The sequence below is a fragment of the Mycetohabitans endofungorum genome (assembly GCF_002927045.1).
In the GTDB taxonomy this organism is placed as follows: domain Bacteria; phylum Pseudomonadota; class Gammaproteobacteria; order Burkholderiales; family Burkholderiaceae; genus Mycetohabitans; species Mycetohabitans endofungorum.
On sequence record NZ_PRDW01000006.1, the window covers coordinates 107,493 to 125,296 of the forward strand.

At 59.7% G+C, this 17,804-nt stretch carries 15 protein-coding genes and 1 pseudogene; 7 read left to right on the forward strand and 9 right to left on the reverse strand.

Annotation, left to right across the window (positions count from 1 at the left end; translation table 11 throughout):
• Position 1 precedes the first annotated feature (1 nt).
• The 5 genes from B0O95_RS07810 (at position 2) to B0O95_RS07830 (ending at position 6,177) form a co-directional block, all read left to right on the forward strand.
• Complete coding sequence (locus B0O95_RS07810; protein WP_104077388.1) at positions 2–235, forward strand: type III secretion protein; 234 nt, start codon at positions 2–4, stop codon at positions 233–235.
• A gap of 46 nt (positions 236–281) precedes the next feature.
• Complete coding sequence (locus B0O95_RS07815) at positions 282–512, forward strand: type III secretion pilus protein SctF (RefSeq protein ID WP_104077389.1); 231 nt, start codon at positions 282–284, stop codon at positions 510–512.
• Between the two features lie 75 nt (positions 513–587).
• A complete protein-coding gene (locus B0O95_RS07820; protein ID WP_076788468.1) occupies positions 588–1,043 on the forward strand; it encodes a CesT family type III secretion system chaperone in 456 nt (151 codons plus the stop codon).
• A 173-nt stretch (positions 1,044–1,216) separates the two neighbouring features.
• The gene (locus tag B0O95_RS07825) at positions 1,217–2,872 is read left to right on the forward strand and encodes a winged helix-turn-helix domain-containing protein (RefSeq protein ID WP_233203232.1); all 1,656 of its coding nucleotides are present in this window, start codon (positions 1,217–1,219) and stop codon (positions 2,870–2,872) included.
• Between the two features lie 65 nt (positions 2,873–2,937).
• On the forward strand, positions 2,938–6,177 hold the full coding sequence (locus B0O95_RS07830) for a hypothetical protein (RefSeq protein WP_199180459.1): 3,240 nt from the start codon (positions 2,938–2,940) through the stop codon (positions 6,175–6,177).
• A gap of 64 nt (positions 6,178–6,241) precedes the next feature.
• Here B0O95_RS07830 and B0O95_RS07835 read toward each other — a convergent pair whose 3' ends face one another.
• Positions 6,242–6,787, reverse strand: coding sequence for a PadR family transcriptional regulator (locus B0O95_RS07835; protein ID WP_104077473.1), 546 nt, complete (start codon positions 6,785–6,787; stop codon positions 6,242–6,244).
• A 386-nt stretch (positions 6,788–7,173) separates the two neighbouring features.
• Here B0O95_RS07835 and hfq point away from each other — a divergent pair, with 386 nt between their 5' ends.
• Complete coding sequence (gene hfq, locus B0O95_RS07840; RefSeq protein WP_233203233.1) at positions 7,174–7,566, forward strand: RNA chaperone Hfq; 393 nt, start codon at positions 7,174–7,176, stop codon at positions 7,564–7,566.
• A 184-nt stretch (positions 7,567–7,750) separates the two neighbouring features.
• Here hfq and B0O95_RS07845 read toward each other — a convergent pair whose 3' ends face one another.
• The 7 genes from B0O95_RS07845 to B0O95_RS07875 form a co-directional block, all read right to left on the reverse strand.
• Positions 7,751–8,791: an amidohydrolase family protein gene (locus tag B0O95_RS07845; protein ID WP_104077392.1), complete on the reverse strand. Its 1,041-nt coding sequence runs from the start codon at positions 8,789–8,791 to the stop codon at positions 7,751–7,753.
• Positions 8,792–8,828: 37 nt separating this feature from the next.
• The gene (locus tag B0O95_RS07850; protein ID WP_104077393.1) at positions 8,829–9,353 is read right to left on the reverse strand and encodes a 3-hydroxyanthranilate 3,4-dioxygenase; all 525 of its coding nucleotides are present in this window, start codon (positions 9,351–9,353) and stop codon (positions 8,829–8,831) included.
• Between the two features lie 96 nt (positions 9,354–9,449).
• The gene (locus B0O95_RS07855) at positions 9,450–9,881 is read right to left on the reverse strand and encodes a RidA family protein (RefSeq protein ID WP_104077394.1); all 432 of its coding nucleotides are present in this window, start codon (positions 9,879–9,881) and stop codon (positions 9,450–9,452) included.
• 22 nt (positions 9,882–9,903) lie between these two features.
• Positions 9,904–11,394: a 2-hydroxymuconic semialdehyde dehydrogenase gene (locus B0O95_RS07860; protein ID WP_104077395.1), complete on the reverse strand. Its 1,491-nt coding sequence runs from the start codon at positions 11,392–11,394 to the stop codon at positions 9,904–9,906.
• 482 nt (positions 11,395–11,876) lie between these two features.
• Entirely contained in the window at positions 11,877–12,413 is a 537-nt protein-coding gene (locus B0O95_RS07865; RefSeq protein WP_370641773.1) for a hypothetical protein, read from the reverse strand.
• Positions 12,414–12,503: 90 nt separating this feature from the next.
• Positions 12,504–13,532 carry an L-threonine 3-dehydrogenase gene (gene tdh, locus B0O95_RS07870; protein ID WP_104077397.1) on the reverse strand — a complete coding sequence of 343 codons (1,029 nt, stop codon included), beginning with the start codon at positions 13,530–13,532 and terminating at the stop codon, positions 12,504–12,506.
• 9 nt (positions 13,533–13,541) lie between these two features.
• On the reverse strand, positions 13,542–14,741 hold the full coding sequence (locus B0O95_RS07875) for a glycine C-acetyltransferase (RefSeq protein WP_104077398.1): 1,200 nt from the start codon (positions 14,739–14,741) through the stop codon (positions 13,542–13,544).
• 146 nt (positions 14,742–14,887) lie between these two features.
• Here B0O95_RS07875 and B0O95_RS07880 point away from each other — a divergent pair.
• A pseudogene (locus B0O95_RS07880) lies at positions 14,888–15,281 on the forward strand (helix-turn-helix domain-containing protein); the annotation flags it as partial.
• A 1,083-nt stretch (positions 15,282–16,364) separates the two neighbouring features.
• On the opposite strand, the gene B0O95_RS07885 reads toward B0O95_RS07880, so the two are convergent.
• Entirely contained in the window at positions 16,365–17,534 is a 1,170-nt protein-coding gene (locus B0O95_RS07885; protein WP_104077399.1) for a DNA-binding protein, read from the reverse strand.
• Positions 17,535–17,804 lie beyond the last annotated feature (270 nt).

Sequence of the window (17,804 nt, forward strand, 5' to 3'; positions counted from 1 at the left end):
TATGTACGAAGCACTGGAAGCATGCGCGGCAGATTTCAATAATCTGCCTCAGATCATCACCGATGCGTCCAAGGTCGAAACGATCCGCTCGGCACTTGATGCCACCGCGCGACGGATTGCCGAGGATACAGGTGAAACCGAAGTAGATCGCGATAGCTTGGCTAAACTTTATCGCGGTCTTCTCGCGGCGAGCCGGATCGTCGCGCAGCTGCACGAGAAGCGAAGCACCGGCTGACTCATTGTCGCTTCTCTATCCGACTATTGATTAAATGGAGTGATATATGAGCATCACTAGTGGAATCAACCACGGCACTAACATTGCCGGCACAGCAGAGTCGCTGGCCCATTTTGGCACGAGTGCCGCCGCGGGCAAGACGACCCAAACGGCTGCCAATGCTGAGATGCGAGAGTACGCCAACATGATCACTGAGAGTCAGTTGAATTCTATGGCATGCCAATTCCAGGAGAATTTGTCGCAAGCCGTCAAGGAGGTCGGCGCCAAACAGATATAATGTAATTGACCAGTGCGCATTTGATGCGCACTGTGGTCTACTGTCTCCCAATGCATCTTAAATGAATGGTCCCCAATGAACGGCGAACGGTACGGGGAACTAGTTCGCGAACTGTGTGATGTCGTCGGACTCGCCGATCCAGAATACGTGCTGGAAACGCGGACCATAGAAGTCCAGGGCTACGACGTACGCCTCGAATACTTCGACAACGACCTAGACGCAATCTACCTAAACTTCCATTTCGGCACGGTAACCGCGGGCCGCACGCTGAACGTATTCCGGTTGATGCTCGAAGCCAACTTGCTAATCTACGCGCAAGATCAGGCTCAAATGGGCCTGGACACCGATACCGGCGGCATCATCCTTATAATTAGAATACCGATGGATCCCGACTTGGACGGCGAGACCCTAGCCGACTTGTTGTCTCATTACGCTGAGCACGGTCATTACTGGCGGCGTAACATCATCGAATCGACGGACGAGATGTTCGAAGGCATTGTGGCAGGCGATTTCACGTGGCTACGTGCGTAAACTGCGCATATCTGAGCATGTGATCTATTTTGATATAGCAGTACGACACGCAATTACAACATACTGTTGCCTGCGCATAGTTCGTCACTATCACTGTCCAACTTCCATCCATAGGCTCGCTTCACTGCGGTCGCGTGGACCGTCGACACACCTATAGGGAAAGGCCTGCATCGATGTCAACTCAACCTGCGATGATGGCTATCGCATTCGGGCGATACCAACTGATCCTCGATCCGGCACAACTGAACGTAGACGGGAAACCGGTCGCGATCGGCTCCCGATCGCTCACGATCCTTCGAACACTACTGGAGGCCAACGGCCGCACAGTCAGCACCGATGAGTTGCGCGAGAAGGTGTGGCACAACGCGGACATCAGCGTCAACTCGATTCAGTCCAAAGTTGCCGCACTGCGGCGCGCGCTCGGCGGCGACGAACACTTGATCGCGACAGTCCGGGGCCAGGGATACCGGTTCACCGGCGAGCAGCATCCCATGACGCTTGCGCCCGAAGCACCGTCTGGCGACGGCGCCGTCACAGCGATGGGAAGCGCAAGCACCGTTCAGGCACCGCCTCATCATCGCGTCGAATCGGCACAGGCCAATCCATTTTTTGAAGAGGTGGCCGGCGCGCCGCAAACCCGAACAACCGTGATGCTGCCGCGCGGTACGACACCGTTTGTCGGGCGCCATGCCGAAATATCAGAATTGTTGGCAGTGGTTCCAACGGCACGCGTTGTCACGCTAACCGGCCCAGCGGGCATAGGCAAGACGCGCGTCGCGTTGGAGCTAGTCCGCCGTCTGGGCGCGTTGTATCCACACGGCGCCGCCCTTATGCACTGCGCGCCGCAGCAGCACGTCGATGCATTTGCCCGAGCATGTATTCGGGCGTGGCACATCGAAGCGTACCGCGGCGACGCGCCGGGCCCATACTTGCGCGAATGGCTCAAGCCGCGCCGTATGATGCTGTTGATCCATGACGTAGATGGGCTGTCAGTCGAAACGACCCGGTACATCAACAGACTGATCGACGAAGCGCCAGGAGTGTGCGTGATCGTAACGGCCACAGATGTGCCGGGCATACACGCCGAACACGTCGTGCGCATATCGCCGTTACAGACGCCCTCCCCTTCTTGTGGCGCTTCATCGTTGATCCCGCAATGCGACGCGCTTCAATTACTGTTCGCCCGTTTGCACATCCTGACGAGCCCGCGCGGCGCCACGCAACAAAGACGCCCGCCGACAACTGCCGGTTCGATGTGGTACGCCGACGCAAGCCCGGAGGCCATCGCGATGGCGGCGCGGGTCGCGGCACTGGCCGAAGGCATGCCGCTCGCATTGGAATTGGCCGCGTTTGCACTCGCGCAGCGGATTCGTGCCGGGGAGTCGCTCGAGACAGCGCTGGCGACGCTGGCCGACACGATGCGTCCGGCCGCCGGCAACATCAATACCGGCTACGCAAGCATGGCGGCGCCCGGCGCGGCGGCGTTCCTGCCGCTTATCCGGCAGTGCATGGCCCAATTGGACCCATTAGAGCGCCTTATATTACGCAGCCTAGCCACTTTCGAGCACGCCGTGACATACGATGAAGTGCTGTATCGATTAAGGGGGATACCACAGCTGGCGTCAATGCCGGACAACGCGGTACTCGATGCATCGCTGTCGAGGTTGATCGATTCACGCTTGATACGGGACATCGGCATTGCCGGCCAAGCGATGCTGAAAGTCAATGAGTGGCTCGCCGCCAACGCCGATGCGCCGTTCTGGCGCATCGATGAAAGCACCACCGGAAACCCTTGGCACACTTCGTTCGATGCGACATCGAAGCGCTAAACGTGACGATATGACACACCGGAGTGCAATAGTGAAGCCGTTGACATTTTCAGCCAGCGCCGACCATGCCCGCCGATGTGATCGTTTCGCCCTCCTCAGGCGTCGTGTACACTGCGTCCCCGGCGGGTGAGCACGCCGGCCCGAAATCCAATCACAAAAAATCGCTCGGATTCACCGCTCCCAAGCCTGCTGCCACGTCACGACGCACGGCTGCCCTGCACGAGCTACGTTCTAAAATCGGCGCCCCTCTTCGCGGAAAGCAGCCCCGTCCGTCGGTGGGAGCCGCCATACCGGCCCGTGCGATCGGCGTCACGCCAGCAGATTACGACACGCCCGGCTACAGCATCGACACGGTAGGCGTGCTAGGTGTCGACGAACCGCGCCTCTGGACGCGCGCGCAGTTGCTGAACCACCTTGTCGAAGCCAACTATCCAGGCCCGAACCTGGCAACAGCCGAACTGGCGCACCAGCTCCATACAGGATTGGATGACGGCACGGGCAAGGTGAGCGCCGCGCGCGCCCAGCTGGTCTTGTTTGCGATGCATGAAGCAGGTCTACGCGACAGCACGACAGCCACGATGGTGCTGCGGCAGCTGCGCACATTGAACTTCGATCAGCCTTTCCACGACGCATCCGCCGCAGCGGGCGGCGCCCATTTGCCCGATCAGCAGCAAGCGTGGCGCGCGTCATGGGAAACAGCTCGCGTGCTCGCTCGTACGGAATACGGCTTCGAGACGCTGCTCAAACTGCGCGCAGAGAAGTCCGCGCCGCTGTCCCGCAGCGCGGATCGGGACATGCTCCACGTGCTGTTGGATACGGCCGACCGGATCGAGACCCATGTACGATTGGTCCAGCAGCGCGACGGTCACGCGACGTCGGTGCACGCCGCGCTCGATTTTGACGACCCATCGCCATCGGGAACTGCCAAGCATCAGCAGTGGCTTCAAAGTCACTTGGCAATGAACGGGCAGGACGCCAAAGCTACGCTACTGGCCAGCCAGGTCTTTGCCATCGCCAAGAAATACTTCGACCAAACCGAACCTCCGCACAGCACGAGCGGTTCCACGCCAGAGGACCGCTTCGCCTCGTTCATTAGAACACTCGCGCCCAGCGAAAAAGAGGCATTATTTGACTGGCAACAGCGCTTCCATGAAAGCGGCCGGGGAACGGACAAGGCGAAAGCATCGGGCCGGTTGAATAATGTTAGAAAGGTCGTCACCTCGATCATAGGAAAAGTTGTACCTGGCAAGGTTGCCGCACTTTTCAATCAGCGACCAGGCTTGCACGAAACCGATAAAGCGAAGGCATCGCACCGTTTGAACAAGTTTGTGTCGGAGGTCGCGCCCAGGGATCGCGAACATTGTGGCTCCCACCTAGTACAGCGGATCCGCGGAGCCATGAAAGCCCCGATGATCGCGACCCGCATCCCGTCAGGCGCCAGCAGAGCCGCCGAGAAGTCTAGCGCTGCTGACCTGCAGGCCTCGGCGCCAGACCACGCGTCAGCGGCTTCGACTACAGAGGCTTCCGAGCTGACCCGTGCGGCATCGACCGCGACTCAGTCGGTCACGACTGCTGTTGCTGACGCAACCGATAGCGGCTGGGATGCACTAAAACACATAGTGCCGTCGCTGCGTCCCGGCATGGCGGTCGAATTCAGTGACGGAGGCGAGCTCGCCGTCACGACAGAACGGGTATCAGCGTCGGTAACAGCGGCGGTAAGCGAAGCCGCCCAAGCGAGCCCGGTACCCTTACTCGTGGTGGTCCCAAGCATTAACGCCAAGCGCTCACGCAAACGCAAGGCCACGGTGCAAATGGGGTGTACCGAGCAGCACGCCTGGCTTTTTATCGGCACGGCCCATGCGACGGGCGACGGCGCGGGCGTCGGTGTGCTGGTCGGCGCCTCGTTACCAGGCAGCCTTGTCGGTGGCGCCGTCGGTGTGCAATTCTACGATTCGGAGCACGCGCGCCCCCGCGGCATCCTCGTTCAAGTGGCCCGTCAGCTAAAGGAGGACGGTTCCGGCTACGACGACGAAGTCATGCAAGCTAGAGTGAATCACATCCTCGACACCATGAAGAGCCTGTTACCCGCCGGCGCCGCAGCCAAATCACGCGGCACTAGCGAGCAATGCTGGAACACACTGGCGCAATCGCTGGTCGGCGCCCGCGATGTGTCCGTCGGATGGATCGAGGGCACCGTGGACGAAAAACGTCATGGCGCATCGATGGGGCCCCTCGTCAGCGCCGGCGTTCCCCTCGGGCTTCCGGCACCGTTCAGTACGTCCGTCAGCGCTTCCGTCCCGGTGTCTGGCAAGCACGTGAATAGCATATCGACGTCCCGCAGCGACTCCGGCCGCATGTCAACCGAAAAGCGGCACACGGAGCGCAGCATCGAGGTCAAAATAGAGACCAAGGTCGGCGCTTCCATTTCAGCCACCACCTCAAACAGCCCGAAGAGCGGTGTCAGCACCGGCCCAACCTCCAAACGCTTATGGGACAAGCAAATCTACCAGGTGAAGGTGTCGCTTTCGCGCACGTTACAAACCCACCACGGCAAAATCGACCCGCGCGCCTGCTTTCTGGATGTCGATTTCCCGGACGCAACCGCATATGAATATGCGACGCGCCAGCTGCTTGATCACGATGGCGCCCATGATGATGCCGGAATCAAGGCGGTTGGCACGTATCTCGAACAGAAACGGGCCCAATCTGCTGAGCCGCTAGCGAACCAGGTGGCCAGCGCGGTAAAAAACGTGCTGGAACTGGGCAACGGGACGAGGCAAACGGACAGCCATATCCATCGCTATGCGCTGACGGACCCGGCTGCGGAACAGATCAACCTGTTGCAGGCGCACTTCGAGCAACATTACCTGCGTCCTTGGGAGGCCGGCTCGCGAGAACGCCTGTCCGTGAAGGACCTCGATAGAATGAAACAGGTCATCGAGGCCAAACGCGAGCAGATACTGGCCGATCCCGCTTCATGGAGATTGGCTTCCCTGGTCACGAAAGAACGCAGCGAGGCCCATGAGTCTGCTCCGATCCTGTCCCCGTGGGCAAGAGGCCTGGCGACGGCGCTGCTACTTGTGGATGCCAACGTGGGCGCGGCTCGGGTCGACAACAACGAAGTGGTTCACCACCGCTTTGCAACCGATGTCAATATCAAGCCGTTGGTCGACGTCTCGATGTCCGGGATCACGTTCGACCGGCTGCGTCGCGATGGATCCCATACCTTCATGGGCAAGCCGCGCGCGGCCGCCAAGGGGACAAGGCGTGGTAAAGGCAGCAATGAGGCTAGTTCGCGAATTTAATCGACAAGCGCGACGCCGATGCTGCGCGTTCGCGCCCGATCGCGCAGCATCGCGCGCGATGCGTTCAGTGGCTGAGTTCGTGCAACAGCGCCACGACGTCGTGCGCCCATTCGATCCAGGTTTCTTCGGCACGGATGCCATACCGCAGCACCGCGTGTTGCAGGCGTTGCTTCGTCGAGAGTACGGGGGCGCAGAAATCCCGCTGCTCGATGTTCCGGTAGGTGTCGAGGCGGGCCTGCCACTGCTCGAGCAGTCGCGCCAGCTCCTCCCCCAGCCCGTCCGGGCCAACCACAGCGGCCGCACGAAGCTTGACCAAGAACGCTTGCCGGCAGTTCCGCTCGCCGTCGTCCAATGGCTCGCGGATCCACCGCACGAGTTCTGACCTACCGGTCGGCAGTACCTGATAGCATTTCTTGCGCCTTGCCGGATCGTTCACGTCATCGACGGCCGCCACCCACCCGACGGTCGCCATGCGGGCAAGTTCGCGATAGATCTGCTGGTGCGTGGCGTGCCAGAAATAGCCGATCGAGCGATCGAAGCGGCGCGCCAGGTCGTAACCCGAGGTTGGCTTTTCGAGCAGCGACGTAAGGAGGGCGTGCTGGATGGACATGAGCGGCATTTTATCCGCTTGGCAACGTTAGCGACGCCACATTTGATGATATTGACGCTGTGCTGGGCTGTCCCTGGTGCGCCACCTCGCTTAACCGGTCGCGGCTTCGCATCGGTTGTCACGTCAAAACGACAACCGCCGCCGATGCGCAGCCTGGACGATGCGAGGGGCAGCAGCTCCACATTGTTGCAGATCGGCCACGGGTGCGAAGCAAACACCGGATAACCGCCGCGCCGGAGCGCGATAAAAAGCGTGCCGCCCCGGCGCGCCGCCAGTCTGATACCATTTGGGCTTGAACCGTGGTTCCACTTCGCCGCGTTCCGTATCCATCAACCTCCAGTGGTCATGCACCTGGCATCGATCACTACGCACGCTCAGCACAACGCATGGCGTCAGAATCCGGCCTGTCGCAAAACGACATCCTTAACTCAGCGCGCAAGGAACGCAAGCGCGTCCAGATCTACTTGATCAACGGCATCCGTATCGTCGGCCATGTTGAATCGTTCGATCAATACGTCGTGATGCTTCGTACCCCTAGCGGCATGCAGGTCATCTACAAGAAAGCGATTTCGACGGTCCAGCACGACACGCCCGACAGCCGTGCCGCCCGGTCGTCGACATCGGCATCGGGCCGCGGCACCGGACCCGCCCGCGGGGGGCCGACGTCCCGCCTGTCGGCCCTCCCGCGCGCGGGTGCGTCGGCAGGCACCGCTTCCCGACCGGTGGTGGTCACCCGGAAGCGCCGCGTCACGATTCCAAACAACAATACCGACGAGTAACACTACCACCGCGCTTATCGAGAGTCCGTCGGACACACGGGTAGCCGCGCCACGCTGCCGACCGGCGCTAGCTGAGCGACACGTCGACGAGTTGGATCCAATGAATGACCGACGTGCGCCCCGCGCCATTCAGATGGGCCTAGCACCCGATGTTGGCAGTCACGATCACATCGGGCTTGCTGCTTTAAAGGGCGGCAAGCTTGTTCACCTGTACGGTGGCCGGCTCCGACAAACCAAAAAAGCGCAACGCGTTTTGACCGAGAATCTTGCTCTTCGCGTCATCGCTCAGTTCCGGATGCGTCGCAACCAGTTCGCCGATCAACTGCTCCCCAAGCGGGAACGGGTAGTCGGAGCCGAGTAGCACCCGGTCCTCCCCCATTGTATCGACCAGCATTTTCAGCGCACGTGGATCGAAGACCGCGCTGTCTACGTGAAACCGATTCAAGTATGACAGCGGCGGGTGCGGGCAATTCTCACGGACGATATCCCGATTTTCCCACGCGTTCTGCACGCGACCGAGCAAGAACGCAAAGCTGCCGCCTCCGTGCGCGAAGCACAGCTTCAATGAAGCCGGGATACGCTCGAAGGCACCGGAGAGAATCAACGACACCATGCTCAACTGCGTCTCCGCTGGCATGGCGACAAGCCACGGCAGCATCCATTTCTTCATCCGGCCATCGGTCATCATGTCCCACGGATGAACCAGCACCGGAATCCCATCGTTTGCGCAGTGTGTGAGAAACGTGACCAGTTGCTCGTCGTCCAGGTCGCGCGCGCCGAGGTGGTTACCGATCTGCACACCGTGGTGTCCGCAACGGAACGCGCGCGTCGCCTCGCGGCATGCCAGCTCGACATCCTGCAACGGCACCTGCGCCAGCGCCATCAACCTGTCCGGTGCATATGCGCACATTTCCAGCGCGAGATCGTTCATCCGTCGCGCCCATTCGTCGGCCGCCCTGGCGTCGTAGCGATAGCCGAACATCACCGGCGTTGCGCACATCATCTGGATGTCGATGCCGCGTTCGTCCATCTCGGCGATACGCGTGCGCGGATCCCACAGCGCACGGTACACCGGCCGGAATGACCGGCCCCCCGTCATGATCATGCCATGCTGGCCATCTGCGTCGATATTCAGCCAGGGGGCATGTGTGGCGTCCAAGCGCGCCGCCTCTTCCCGCGTGATGCGCGGGAAGAAATGAGAATGCATGTCGATTCGAAGCTTCATCACGAGTCAGTGTGGCAATCCAGTCAGGTCCGGTTAATTAAGCGGTTTTGCCCGCATGCAATTGGCCGCACTGCGGACATCGCCGCTTGTCCTCGGAGCCATAAAATGCGTCGAACAACGGCGGCAGATCGGTCACGATGCTCTTAAGCTGGACCTCAACCCGATGCACCCGGTGATGGCACGCGTCGCAGTACCACTCGAACCCGTCGAGCAGTCCCGGTGGCCGCTGCCGCTCGATCACCAGGCACGCGCTGCCGGCCTCGGGCCGCTGCGGCGAATGCCGCACATGCGGCGGTAACAGGAATATGTCGCCTTCTTTCAGATCCACACGCTCCTTGCGACCGTCGATCCACAGATACAGATACGCGTTGCCGCGCAGCTGGTAAAAAAACTCCTCGAGTGGATCGTCGTGGTAATCGGTACGATGATTCGGACCGCCCACGACCGTCACGATCAAGTCGCTGTTCTGCCAGACTTGCTGATTGCCCACCGGCGGCTGCAGCAAATGCATGTGTTCGTCGATCCAGCGTTGGAAGTTGAACGGCGTCCCATATCCCAGCATGTTGGTTTCCTCTATCGATGCACGGTACCGCCGCCGCGCCACGCCGGCATAGCCGACGCACCAGACGCCCCACACCCCGTGCCTGACGCCCCGCCCTCAGCGCCGCCGCGGCGCATACGCGACAGCCTTGATCTCGATCAGCAGGTGCGGATGGGGTAGCTGATGGACGGCCACGGTCGTGCGGGTTGGGCCGGTTTCGTCAAAAAACTCGCCATAAACTTCGTTGTATCCGCCAAAGTCATTCATGTTGACCAGGAACGCCGAAATGTCGACCAGATTCGAGAGTTCGGCCCCGTCGGCGCGCAGAATATCGCGAATATTCTCAATCACCGCCCGGGTCTGTGCCCGAATGTCTAGGTTTACCGTACCGAGCGCATCGACCGACGCGCCGACGATCGTATTATCGGGACGGCGCGCGCTGGTGCCTGACACGAACAAGAAGTCACCGGCACGCTGCAGGTGCGGAAATCGGCCGCGCGGCGTGGCCTTGCCTGGCACAACGCGGCCCTGGGAAGTCGATTCAGTCATAACGGTTCCGTATTTCGTGCGTTTATCCGATCTTCACGCAAACATTGGTAAGCTCAGAGTAGAAGTCGAGCGAATGTCGACCGCCTTCGCGACCGATGCCCGACAGCTTGGCACCGCCGAATGGCGTGCGCAGGTCGCGCACGAACCACGCATTGACCCACACAATGCCAGTCTCGATCTGGCGCGCGACACGGTGGCCCCGGGCCAGGTGCGTCGTCCAGACGCTTGCCGCCAGACCGTAGGCGCTATGGTTGACGCGGCCGATCACCTCATCCTCACTGTCGAACGGCGCCACATGGCAAACCGGCCCGAAGATCTCCTCAGTCACGCAGCGCGCGGTGTCCGGCAGGCCCGTCCAGATGGTCGGGTTCACAAATGCGCCACGATCCCGGGCATCGCCGAAATGCGGGACATCGCCGCCGGTCACCACGTTGGCCCCTTCCTCGACGGCCAACCGGAAATACGACAGCACCTTGTCGCGATGGTGTTGTGAAATCAACGGTCCCATCGTAGTGGTCGGATCCTCTGGCGCGCCCACGCGCAGCGCCTGCGCCTTTTGCTTCAGTGCGGCCACGAAGCGCTCGAAGATCGGCCGCTCGACATACACTCGCTCGCTGCACAGGCAGACCTGCCCTGCGTTCGTGAAGCTCGATTTGGCCACACCATCGACCGCGGCATCGAAATCGGCGTCGGCGAACACGACCGCCGCGTTCTTGCCGCCCAACTCGAACGAGATGTCCTTCACGCCATCGGCAACCGTCTTCATGATGGTGCTGCCGGTGCGCGACTCGCCGGTAAACGTGATTGCGCTGATGTCCGGATGACGGGATAGGAACTCGCCTGCCGCGTTGGGCCCATGACCATGGATCAAGTTGAATACCCCGCGTGGCAAGCCAACTTCATGGATCACCTCGGCCAGCAGTGTCGCCGAGCCGGGTGTTTCCTCCGACGGTTTGGCCACCACGCAGTTGCCCATCGCGAGCGCGGGCGCAACCTTCCACGTCAGCAACAGCAGCGGCAGGTTCCATGGCGAAATGATGCCCACCACGCCGAGCGGCTTGCGCGTCACATAATTGATTAGTTCAGCGCCGTCCGCCGTATGAGTTTCGAAAAACTCGCTGTTTGCGGTACGCACCAAGTCAGCGAACATGCGGAAATTAGCGATGCCCCGCGCCACGTCCAGCGCCCGCGCTTGGGCTACCGGACGGCCGGTGTCCGCCACTTCCGCGGCAACGAATGCGTCAAAGCGCGCTTCGATGCGCTGAGCAATCCGGTACAGCCAGTCCGCCCGCTGCGCCGGCGTCGTGTCGCGCCAACCGGCTAGTTGGGCCGCCCGTGCTGCCCGCACCGCGCGGTCCACGGCGTGCGCGTCAGCCTCGCAGACCAACGCAACCTGCGAGCCGTCGACCGGGCTCAAGTCCTGGAACGTGACATCACCCGCCACGAACTCGCCATCGATGTAGTGCCGTAACAAGCGGGGTTGGGGCGACGCGGTGACCGGTTCGATGCTCACAACAACTCCTGCGTATTCAAGGGTTAGGAGCAGTCTATGAGAGGCACCGCGTGCGCGGAAATCAAACATTCGTTATTGACTATATGAATCGGTAATACCAATGCCACAACCGAGCCGGTCCACGACCGCCGTGACGCTTCCACTCGGTTTGAAAGTCTGTGCCCCGCGGGCCCAATTATCAGTATCCGGCTGCAAACCGACCATGACACAGCAGGCCTGCGCTGCTGTACTCAAGCGCCACCGAATTTGTCGGGGCAAGCGAAGGATTTAAAAAGAGATGGAAAAATACCAGCGACTTCCGACGGTGGCGGTAACGCGGGACGATGGCTGTCGCCTTCGTGTCAACCTAAGCGTCCGGGCGGCATCGGTCACACCGGTAGCACTCCCAAAAAATCTCACCTGAATGCCCGAGCGGCTACCAGCCTGTGCTCGCAAATCTTCAAATTCGCGGGCGGCTGCTTCTACTGGATTTCATTAGAGATTCAATCGACACGGACCTTTATTTGGAACCCCACGGTGAACGGCAGTTTCTCCGACGATATCGGCGGAATCAAAATGAAATTCGCGCCAACACGCTTGAAATTCGCCATTAGCACGGGGGCGAGAACCGGCCCGACGGTCCGATTATGTCCCATTCCCCAACGGCCGTAGTTGTACCCAGAAATTACGCCACCCATCGCGGCAACCCGGAACCATCTCCAATGGACAAACTCCGGTGCCCATACGGCACCGCCGTAGAACGATGGACGCCGAATCGAATTGCGAAAGTACCCTGCCGTCGCACCCCACTGCGGCGAGAAATAACACTCGACGCCGATTCCCGGATTAAATTGCTCGAAGTGCTTCGACGGATCGGGATCAATATGGTACGACCTCAGCATTGCGTCGATCCATATACCTTGGTCACACCAGCCGGCGTAGGCACGCGGCGCCCCGAACCCGGATATCGCTATGCACAACAACGTCAAGCTGACGCGCGCGCGAGCATCGCGATGCTGAAACATCGTTCGAATAAGCATGCTCTCTCCAAAGGCAGGCCAGGGCCGGAAAACACGCACTTTACCGCATCCCCCAGCGGGGAACATCTGTTCACACGCCTCGAAAATCGACTACGCCGTCCAATCCAGGATGACCTTGCCACTGCATCCGGACAACATCGCATCAAAACCACTGCGATATGCCTCCACGGGGAAGCGGTGCGTAATGATCGGCGACAAGTCCAGCCCGCTTTGCAGCATCGCGACCATCTTGTACCAGGTCTCGAACATTTCGCGTCCGTATATTCCCTTGATCTCCAGTCCTTTGAAGATCACATGGTTCCAATCGATCGCGGTGCGTGCCGGTGGGATGCCCAACAGCGCGATCTTGCCACCGTGATTCATATGCTCCAGCATCGATGTAAACGCACTCGGCGCGCCCGACATTTCGAGTCCGACATCGAATCCTTCGGTCATGCCAAGTTCGTGCATAACCTGCGTTAATGATTCGCTCGACACATTGACAGTACGGCTTGCGCCCATCTTCTTGGCAAGCTCGAGTCGGTACTCGTTGACGTCCGTGATCACAATATTGCGGGCGCCAACATGGCGGGCGATTGCCGCGGCCATTGCGCCGATCGGCCCCGCACCGGTGATCAGCACATCCTCACCGACAAGGTTGAAACTCAACGCCGTATGCACCGCATTGCCAAATGGATCGAAGATCGCGGCCAACTCGTCATCGATGTCATCCGGTATCTTGAAAGCATTGAAGGCCGGAATCGCCAGATAGTCGGCAAACGCGCCTGCGCGGTTTACGCCGACTCCGATAGTATTACGACACAGGTGACGCCGGCCGGCGCGGCAGTTCCGGCAGAACCCGCAAGTAATATGGCCCTCGCCGGATACCCGGTCGCCCACCTTGAACCCTCGCACTTCCTGCCCGACGTCGACAATTTCGCCAACGTACTCATGACCGACGTGCATCGGAGTCGGGATGGTTTTGCTTGCCCACTCGTCCCACTTCCAGATATGGAGGTCGGTGCCGCAGATCGCCGTTTTGCCGATGCGGATTAATACGTCGTTATGTCCGATCTCCGGTTTTTTCACCCTGGTCAATGTCAGGCCCGGTCCCGGCTCCAGCTTCGCCAGCGCACGCATGGGCGTTCCTCAGATGACATTCAATGCTCGGCCGACGCGCTCGAACGCATCGACGGCCGCATCGATCTGTTCCGGCGTGTGCGCGGCGCTCATCTGGGTGCGGATCCTCGCCCGTCCTTTCGGCACCACCGGATACGAAAACCCGGTTACATATACTCCCTGAGCCAGCAATGCTTCGGCCATCCGGCCGGCGAGTTGCGCATCGCCAAGCATGACCGGGATGATCGGATGCTCGCCCGGAATCAATGTAAAGCCCAGCGAACTCATTGCGCGACGGAAACGGGCGCCGTTCTCGCGAACGCGTTGGCGCAATGCCGCCCCTTCGTCGCTGCACAGCAATTCCAGCACGGTGAGCGACGCATGCGCGATGCTGGGCGCGAGCGTATTGGAGAACAAGTATGGCCGCGAGCGTTGTCGCAGCAGCTCGACGATCGGCGCGCGGGCCGCGACGTATCCGCCAGATGCGCCGCCCAGCGCCTTGCCCAGTGTCCCGGTGACGATGTCGACCCGGTCCTGCACACCACAGTGCTCGGGCGTGCCCCGTCCGTGCTCCCCAATGAAGCCTACAGCGTGCGAGTCATCGACCATGACCAGCGCGCCATAACGGTCCGCCATATCGCAGATCGCCTTCAAATGCGCGATGCTCCCATCCATGGAGAACACGCCATCGGTCGCAATTAGCTTGAACCGCGCACCGGCCGCGTCGGCCGCCTGCAACTGCGCTTGCAGGTCGTCGATGTCGTTGTTCCGATATCTAAAGCGCTTGGCCTTGCATAACCGTATGCCATCGATGATGCTTGCATGGTTCAATTCGTCACTGATAACCGCGTCGTCCTCCGTCAACAGGGTCTCGAACAATCCGCCGTTTGCGTCGAAGCAACTGGAGTAAAGAATGGCATCGTCGGTGTGCAGGAACGAGGCTAGTGCCGCTTCGAGTTGTTTGTGAACCGATTGGGTCCCGCAAATGAAACGTACCGACGCCATGCCGAACCCATCCCGGTCCAATCCGTCCTTTGCTGACTTCACGATGCGCGGGTCATCGGCAAGGCCCAGATAATTGTTCGCGCAGAAGTTCAGTACCTGAGTACCATCCACCAGCGCGATGCTCGATGATTGTGGCGAGGCAATCACGCGCTCCGACTTATAAAATCCGTCTGCACGGATTTGCTCTAGCATAGTGCGCACGTGCGCGAGATAAGCATCGTTCATGAACACTCCTGAGGTGGGATACCGCGCAATGCCGATGCAAGCCACAGCGCTTAGCCTGTTAACATCCAGGCATTCTGGCTTGCTGAACCGATTCAATATCGAATCCATGTTCGGTATATCGAACAATTTACTCTACCGAGACATCCATGACAAGTTCCGGCCCACGCTCGCCGGCGCGCCGTACCACCCCGCGCAAACCGCCAGGCAGCGCGCGGAGCGACGATGGTGTTACGCCTCCCCGTGTCGGCGCCCACATCCAGCCGATTGCGCAACAAACGCAAAATGACGCTCGAGGATTTGTCCCGCGCGGCGGGAGTATCGAAGTCGATGCTGTCCGACATCGAACGCGACAAAGCCAATCCCACGATCGCAGTGGCCTGGTGCCTGGCCAATGCGCTCGGCGTCAACCTGGATCGCCTGTTCGCATCGGCAAGCCATGATGCGGATCCAATACAGGTCGCCGGCCTGCACGACATCCCAACGCTGTCCGGCACGGACACGAAATATCAGCTGCGGGTCTGGGGCCCGATCGAGTTGGCCCGCACGCCATCCGCAACGCAGGCAAGGGCGAAGCCACGGCGCTGTTGGTCGTCGTACACCCATAACGACGGCAACGCGGGCCCCATCCACGTCGGCGAGTCACGACCATAGCTCGCCGATAAAGCCTCCCCCTCTCCCGTAAATCCTCACCTTAGCCATAGAAGCCGCATTCACGCTGGCTGCTCTCCATCTTTTCAAACATTAGTTATCCGATGTTAAATAGAGGTCAGCAATCGTTGGCATATCTGCGATTTTTTGCACGGGATTCTGTTGCTCGCACCACTATCACGTTCATGTTGCCATTTTTTCGGGGGGGCGGGTCGTACATATGCGCACGATTTGCCAAACCTCGCCACGCACGGCAAAGGCCATTTTCTAGTAATGCAGATAGATTCCGGTACTGAACAGCTGTTTGTACACGGCGCCCCAAGGCTATCGACGCGTAAACACTGACGTGTCGAAGGGGTAGGCTTTAGCCAGCGGCTATCCGCCAATTCATCGCGTTTCGCTAATTATCGCGGGGAAGATGACATCCGCGGCGTGGAACGAATTGCCCGGACTTTGCTATAGGCCCCGAAAACCCTCACCTTTATGCTTATGCAAGCAGCAACACGATGACAGTGATCCGTCGATTGTAAACGCAGATGCAGAGGCGACGTGCTCAGCCCCGACATCCAGTCGAACGAGGATACGTGGTCGGGCGCGTTTAGCGAACAACCGAATGGCGCAGCAAAACGGCAGGCCACAGTTCCCCCGTGGCGACTCATGTCCTGATCCTGTAAAAGCTCACCCTTCGGTCCCCGAATATCCTCACCATCGTTTTCTGCGAAAGCTCCTCGATCAATGTCCTGTAAAAGCTCACCTTATCTCCCGAAAAACCTCACCTCAAAAGATATCCAGCGCCGCAATGCCCTTTTACGACCTGTTCAGGTGCGAGCACGGCCGCCCCGCAGTGCACCGAACGATAGCTCCCGAAAAACCTCACCTTTGAATGCAGCGTGACGCCTTGCGTCAGCGCATCGCTCAGCCTAGCTGTATCGTAAGCCGCCAAGCTGACAGCGTTGCAAGCCGCTTGTCCCACGTTCAGCCTGATACCGATGGCGAGACTGCAGCGGCAAATCGATTATAGGCGGACAGCCGAGAAGGGGCTTCGCCGGAGGTGCGCTCGCACGCTGGGCATTGCAATTCGAAGCGTCCATCGTGCTCATACAGTTCAGGCTCCGCATCACCGCATGCCGCACATGTCGATGGCAGTGCGACGAAACCGTCAACAGCGGTACCAATCGACGCAATTTCCTCATGGGTGAGGCGGCCAGCCAGCGCCAGGTCGGCAACTAATTTGCCAAGTGTCGACGGTACGCCCGCTTGTACGCGGAACTGCTCTATTTGCCGACTCAATCGGTCAACTTCGTCTGACTTTGTATCCAGTTGGTTTTGCAGCGTGTCGGCACGCGCCTTGATTGCCGCTAGTTGCTGGACATGCTCGAATTCCTTACGACTTTGCTCGCGCAAGCCGGCTTGGTACGAAGACGCGGCTGAACGTAGCGTGTCCAGTTCGACCAACAACGGCTTGACTCGGCGCTCAGCGTTCGCGATGGCGTCCTTGATCTCGGCCGCGTAGTGCTCGGTGCGGGCTTTCAACTCGGTCTGTAGTGCCTCAACTTTATTGCGTAACGTCGAAATCTTTGTTTCGCTATCCGCCAACCGGCCTTCCAGCAAGACCACTTGTTCGTGCGCCCGTCTGGCCATGGCCCGTTCGGTTGCCAGCCGCTCGGCCGATTCTCCTTCTTTGAGTGCTGCACCAGCCCATGCGTCATGATGCCGTTGCAATTCGGCACGGGCATGCTCATACAATAGCTGCGCATCTCGGGCTTTTTGCTCTGCTGCGGCGATAGTCTGTTGCATCTCGACACGTTTTTGCGCGAGTTCATCCCGTGCTGCAGCAAGTGCGGCATCGTAAAGGCCGCGAAGCAGTTCGCCAGCGGTGCTGTGCAGCGCTGGCGGCAGTACACCGGCATCGATCCGCACCTTTGACGTGTCGCGTACTCGCTCCCAGAAAAACTCGATATCTTTCGGAATGTCACTGGCGCTGCCGACACCGGTCAATTCTCGGACGTTGGCTAGTGTCGGGCGGACCGCGTGATCGAAAAATAGACGCTTACACGCATGCAGCGACAATTCGCGACGCCGGGCGCCCTGCGCTTTCAAGCTCTGCAGTTCTTCCCGTATCACCTGCTTCTCTTCGTCATTCATCGGAGCAAGCATAGCATGATCAATTGGAGCAATCATAACAAACTACGTAATTTTTGCTACCAATTTATTCGCTGAGTGTTGCTCTCCCCGCCATGGAGCTAGATCACCGTATTTTGAGTCAGAGGAACCAGGATCGGCGTGAAACATTAAGCAGGGTTGTCAGAAATACCCTTATTTTCCAAGCACTTGGCGCACTTCACAGGATTTTTCTTAATGTTTCACGAGCCCGGTTAGCACAGTTGGTCAAGCTCGTTGATCCACGCTGGGCGC

Bases quoted from the DNA above. Each gene is read 5' to 3' on its own strand.
- B0O95_RS07810 (WP_104077388.1), top strand. From the start codon at position 2: ATGTACGAAGCACTGGAAGCATGCGCGGCAGATTTCAATAATCTGCCT.
- B0O95_RS07815 (WP_104077389.1), top strand. From the start codon at position 282: ATGAGCATCACTAGTGGAATCAACCACGGCACTAACATTGCCGGCACA.
- B0O95_RS07820 (WP_076788468.1), top strand. From the start codon at position 588: ATGAACGGCGAACGGTACGGGGAACTAGTTCGCGAACTGTGTGATGTC.
- B0O95_RS07825 (WP_233203232.1), top strand. From the start codon at position 1,217: ATGTCAACTCAACCTGCGATGATGGCTATCGCATTCGGGCGATACCAA.
- B0O95_RS07830 (WP_199180459.1), top strand. From the start codon at position 2,938: ATGCCCGCCGATGTGATCGTTTCGCCCTCCTCAGGCGTCGTGTACACT.
- B0O95_RS07835 (WP_104077473.1), bottom strand. From the start codon at position 6,787: ATGTCCATCCAGCACGCCCTCCTTACGTCGCTGCTCGAAAAGCCAACC.
- hfq (WP_233203233.1), top strand. From the start codon at position 7,174: ATGGCGTCAGAATCCGGCCTGTCGCAAAACGACATCCTTAACTCAGCG.
- B0O95_RS07845 (WP_104077392.1), bottom strand. From the start codon at position 8,791: ATGAAGCTTCGAATCGACATGCATTCTCATTTCTTCCCGCGCATCACG.
- B0O95_RS07850 (WP_104077393.1), bottom strand. From the start codon at position 9,353: ATGCTGGGATATGGGACGCCGTTCAACTTCCAACGCTGGATCGACGAA.
- B0O95_RS07855 (WP_104077394.1), bottom strand. From the start codon at position 9,881: ATGACTGAATCGACTTCCCAGGGCCGCGTTGTGCCAGGCAAGGCCACG.
- B0O95_RS07865 (WP_370641773.1), bottom strand. From the start codon at position 12,413: ATGCTTATTCGAACGATGTTTCAGCATCGCGATGCTCGCGCGCGCGTC.
- tdh (WP_104077397.1), bottom strand. From the start codon at position 13,532: ATGCGTGCGCTGGCGAAGCTGGAGCCGGGACCGGGCCTGACATTGACC.
- B0O95_RS07875 (WP_104077398.1), bottom strand. From the start codon at position 14,741: ATGAACGATGCTTATCTCGCGCACGTGCGCACTATGCTAGAGCAAATC.
- B0O95_RS07885 (WP_104077399.1), bottom strand. From the start codon at position 17,534: ATGAATGACGAAGAGAAGCAGGTGATACGGGAAGAACTGCAGAGCTTG.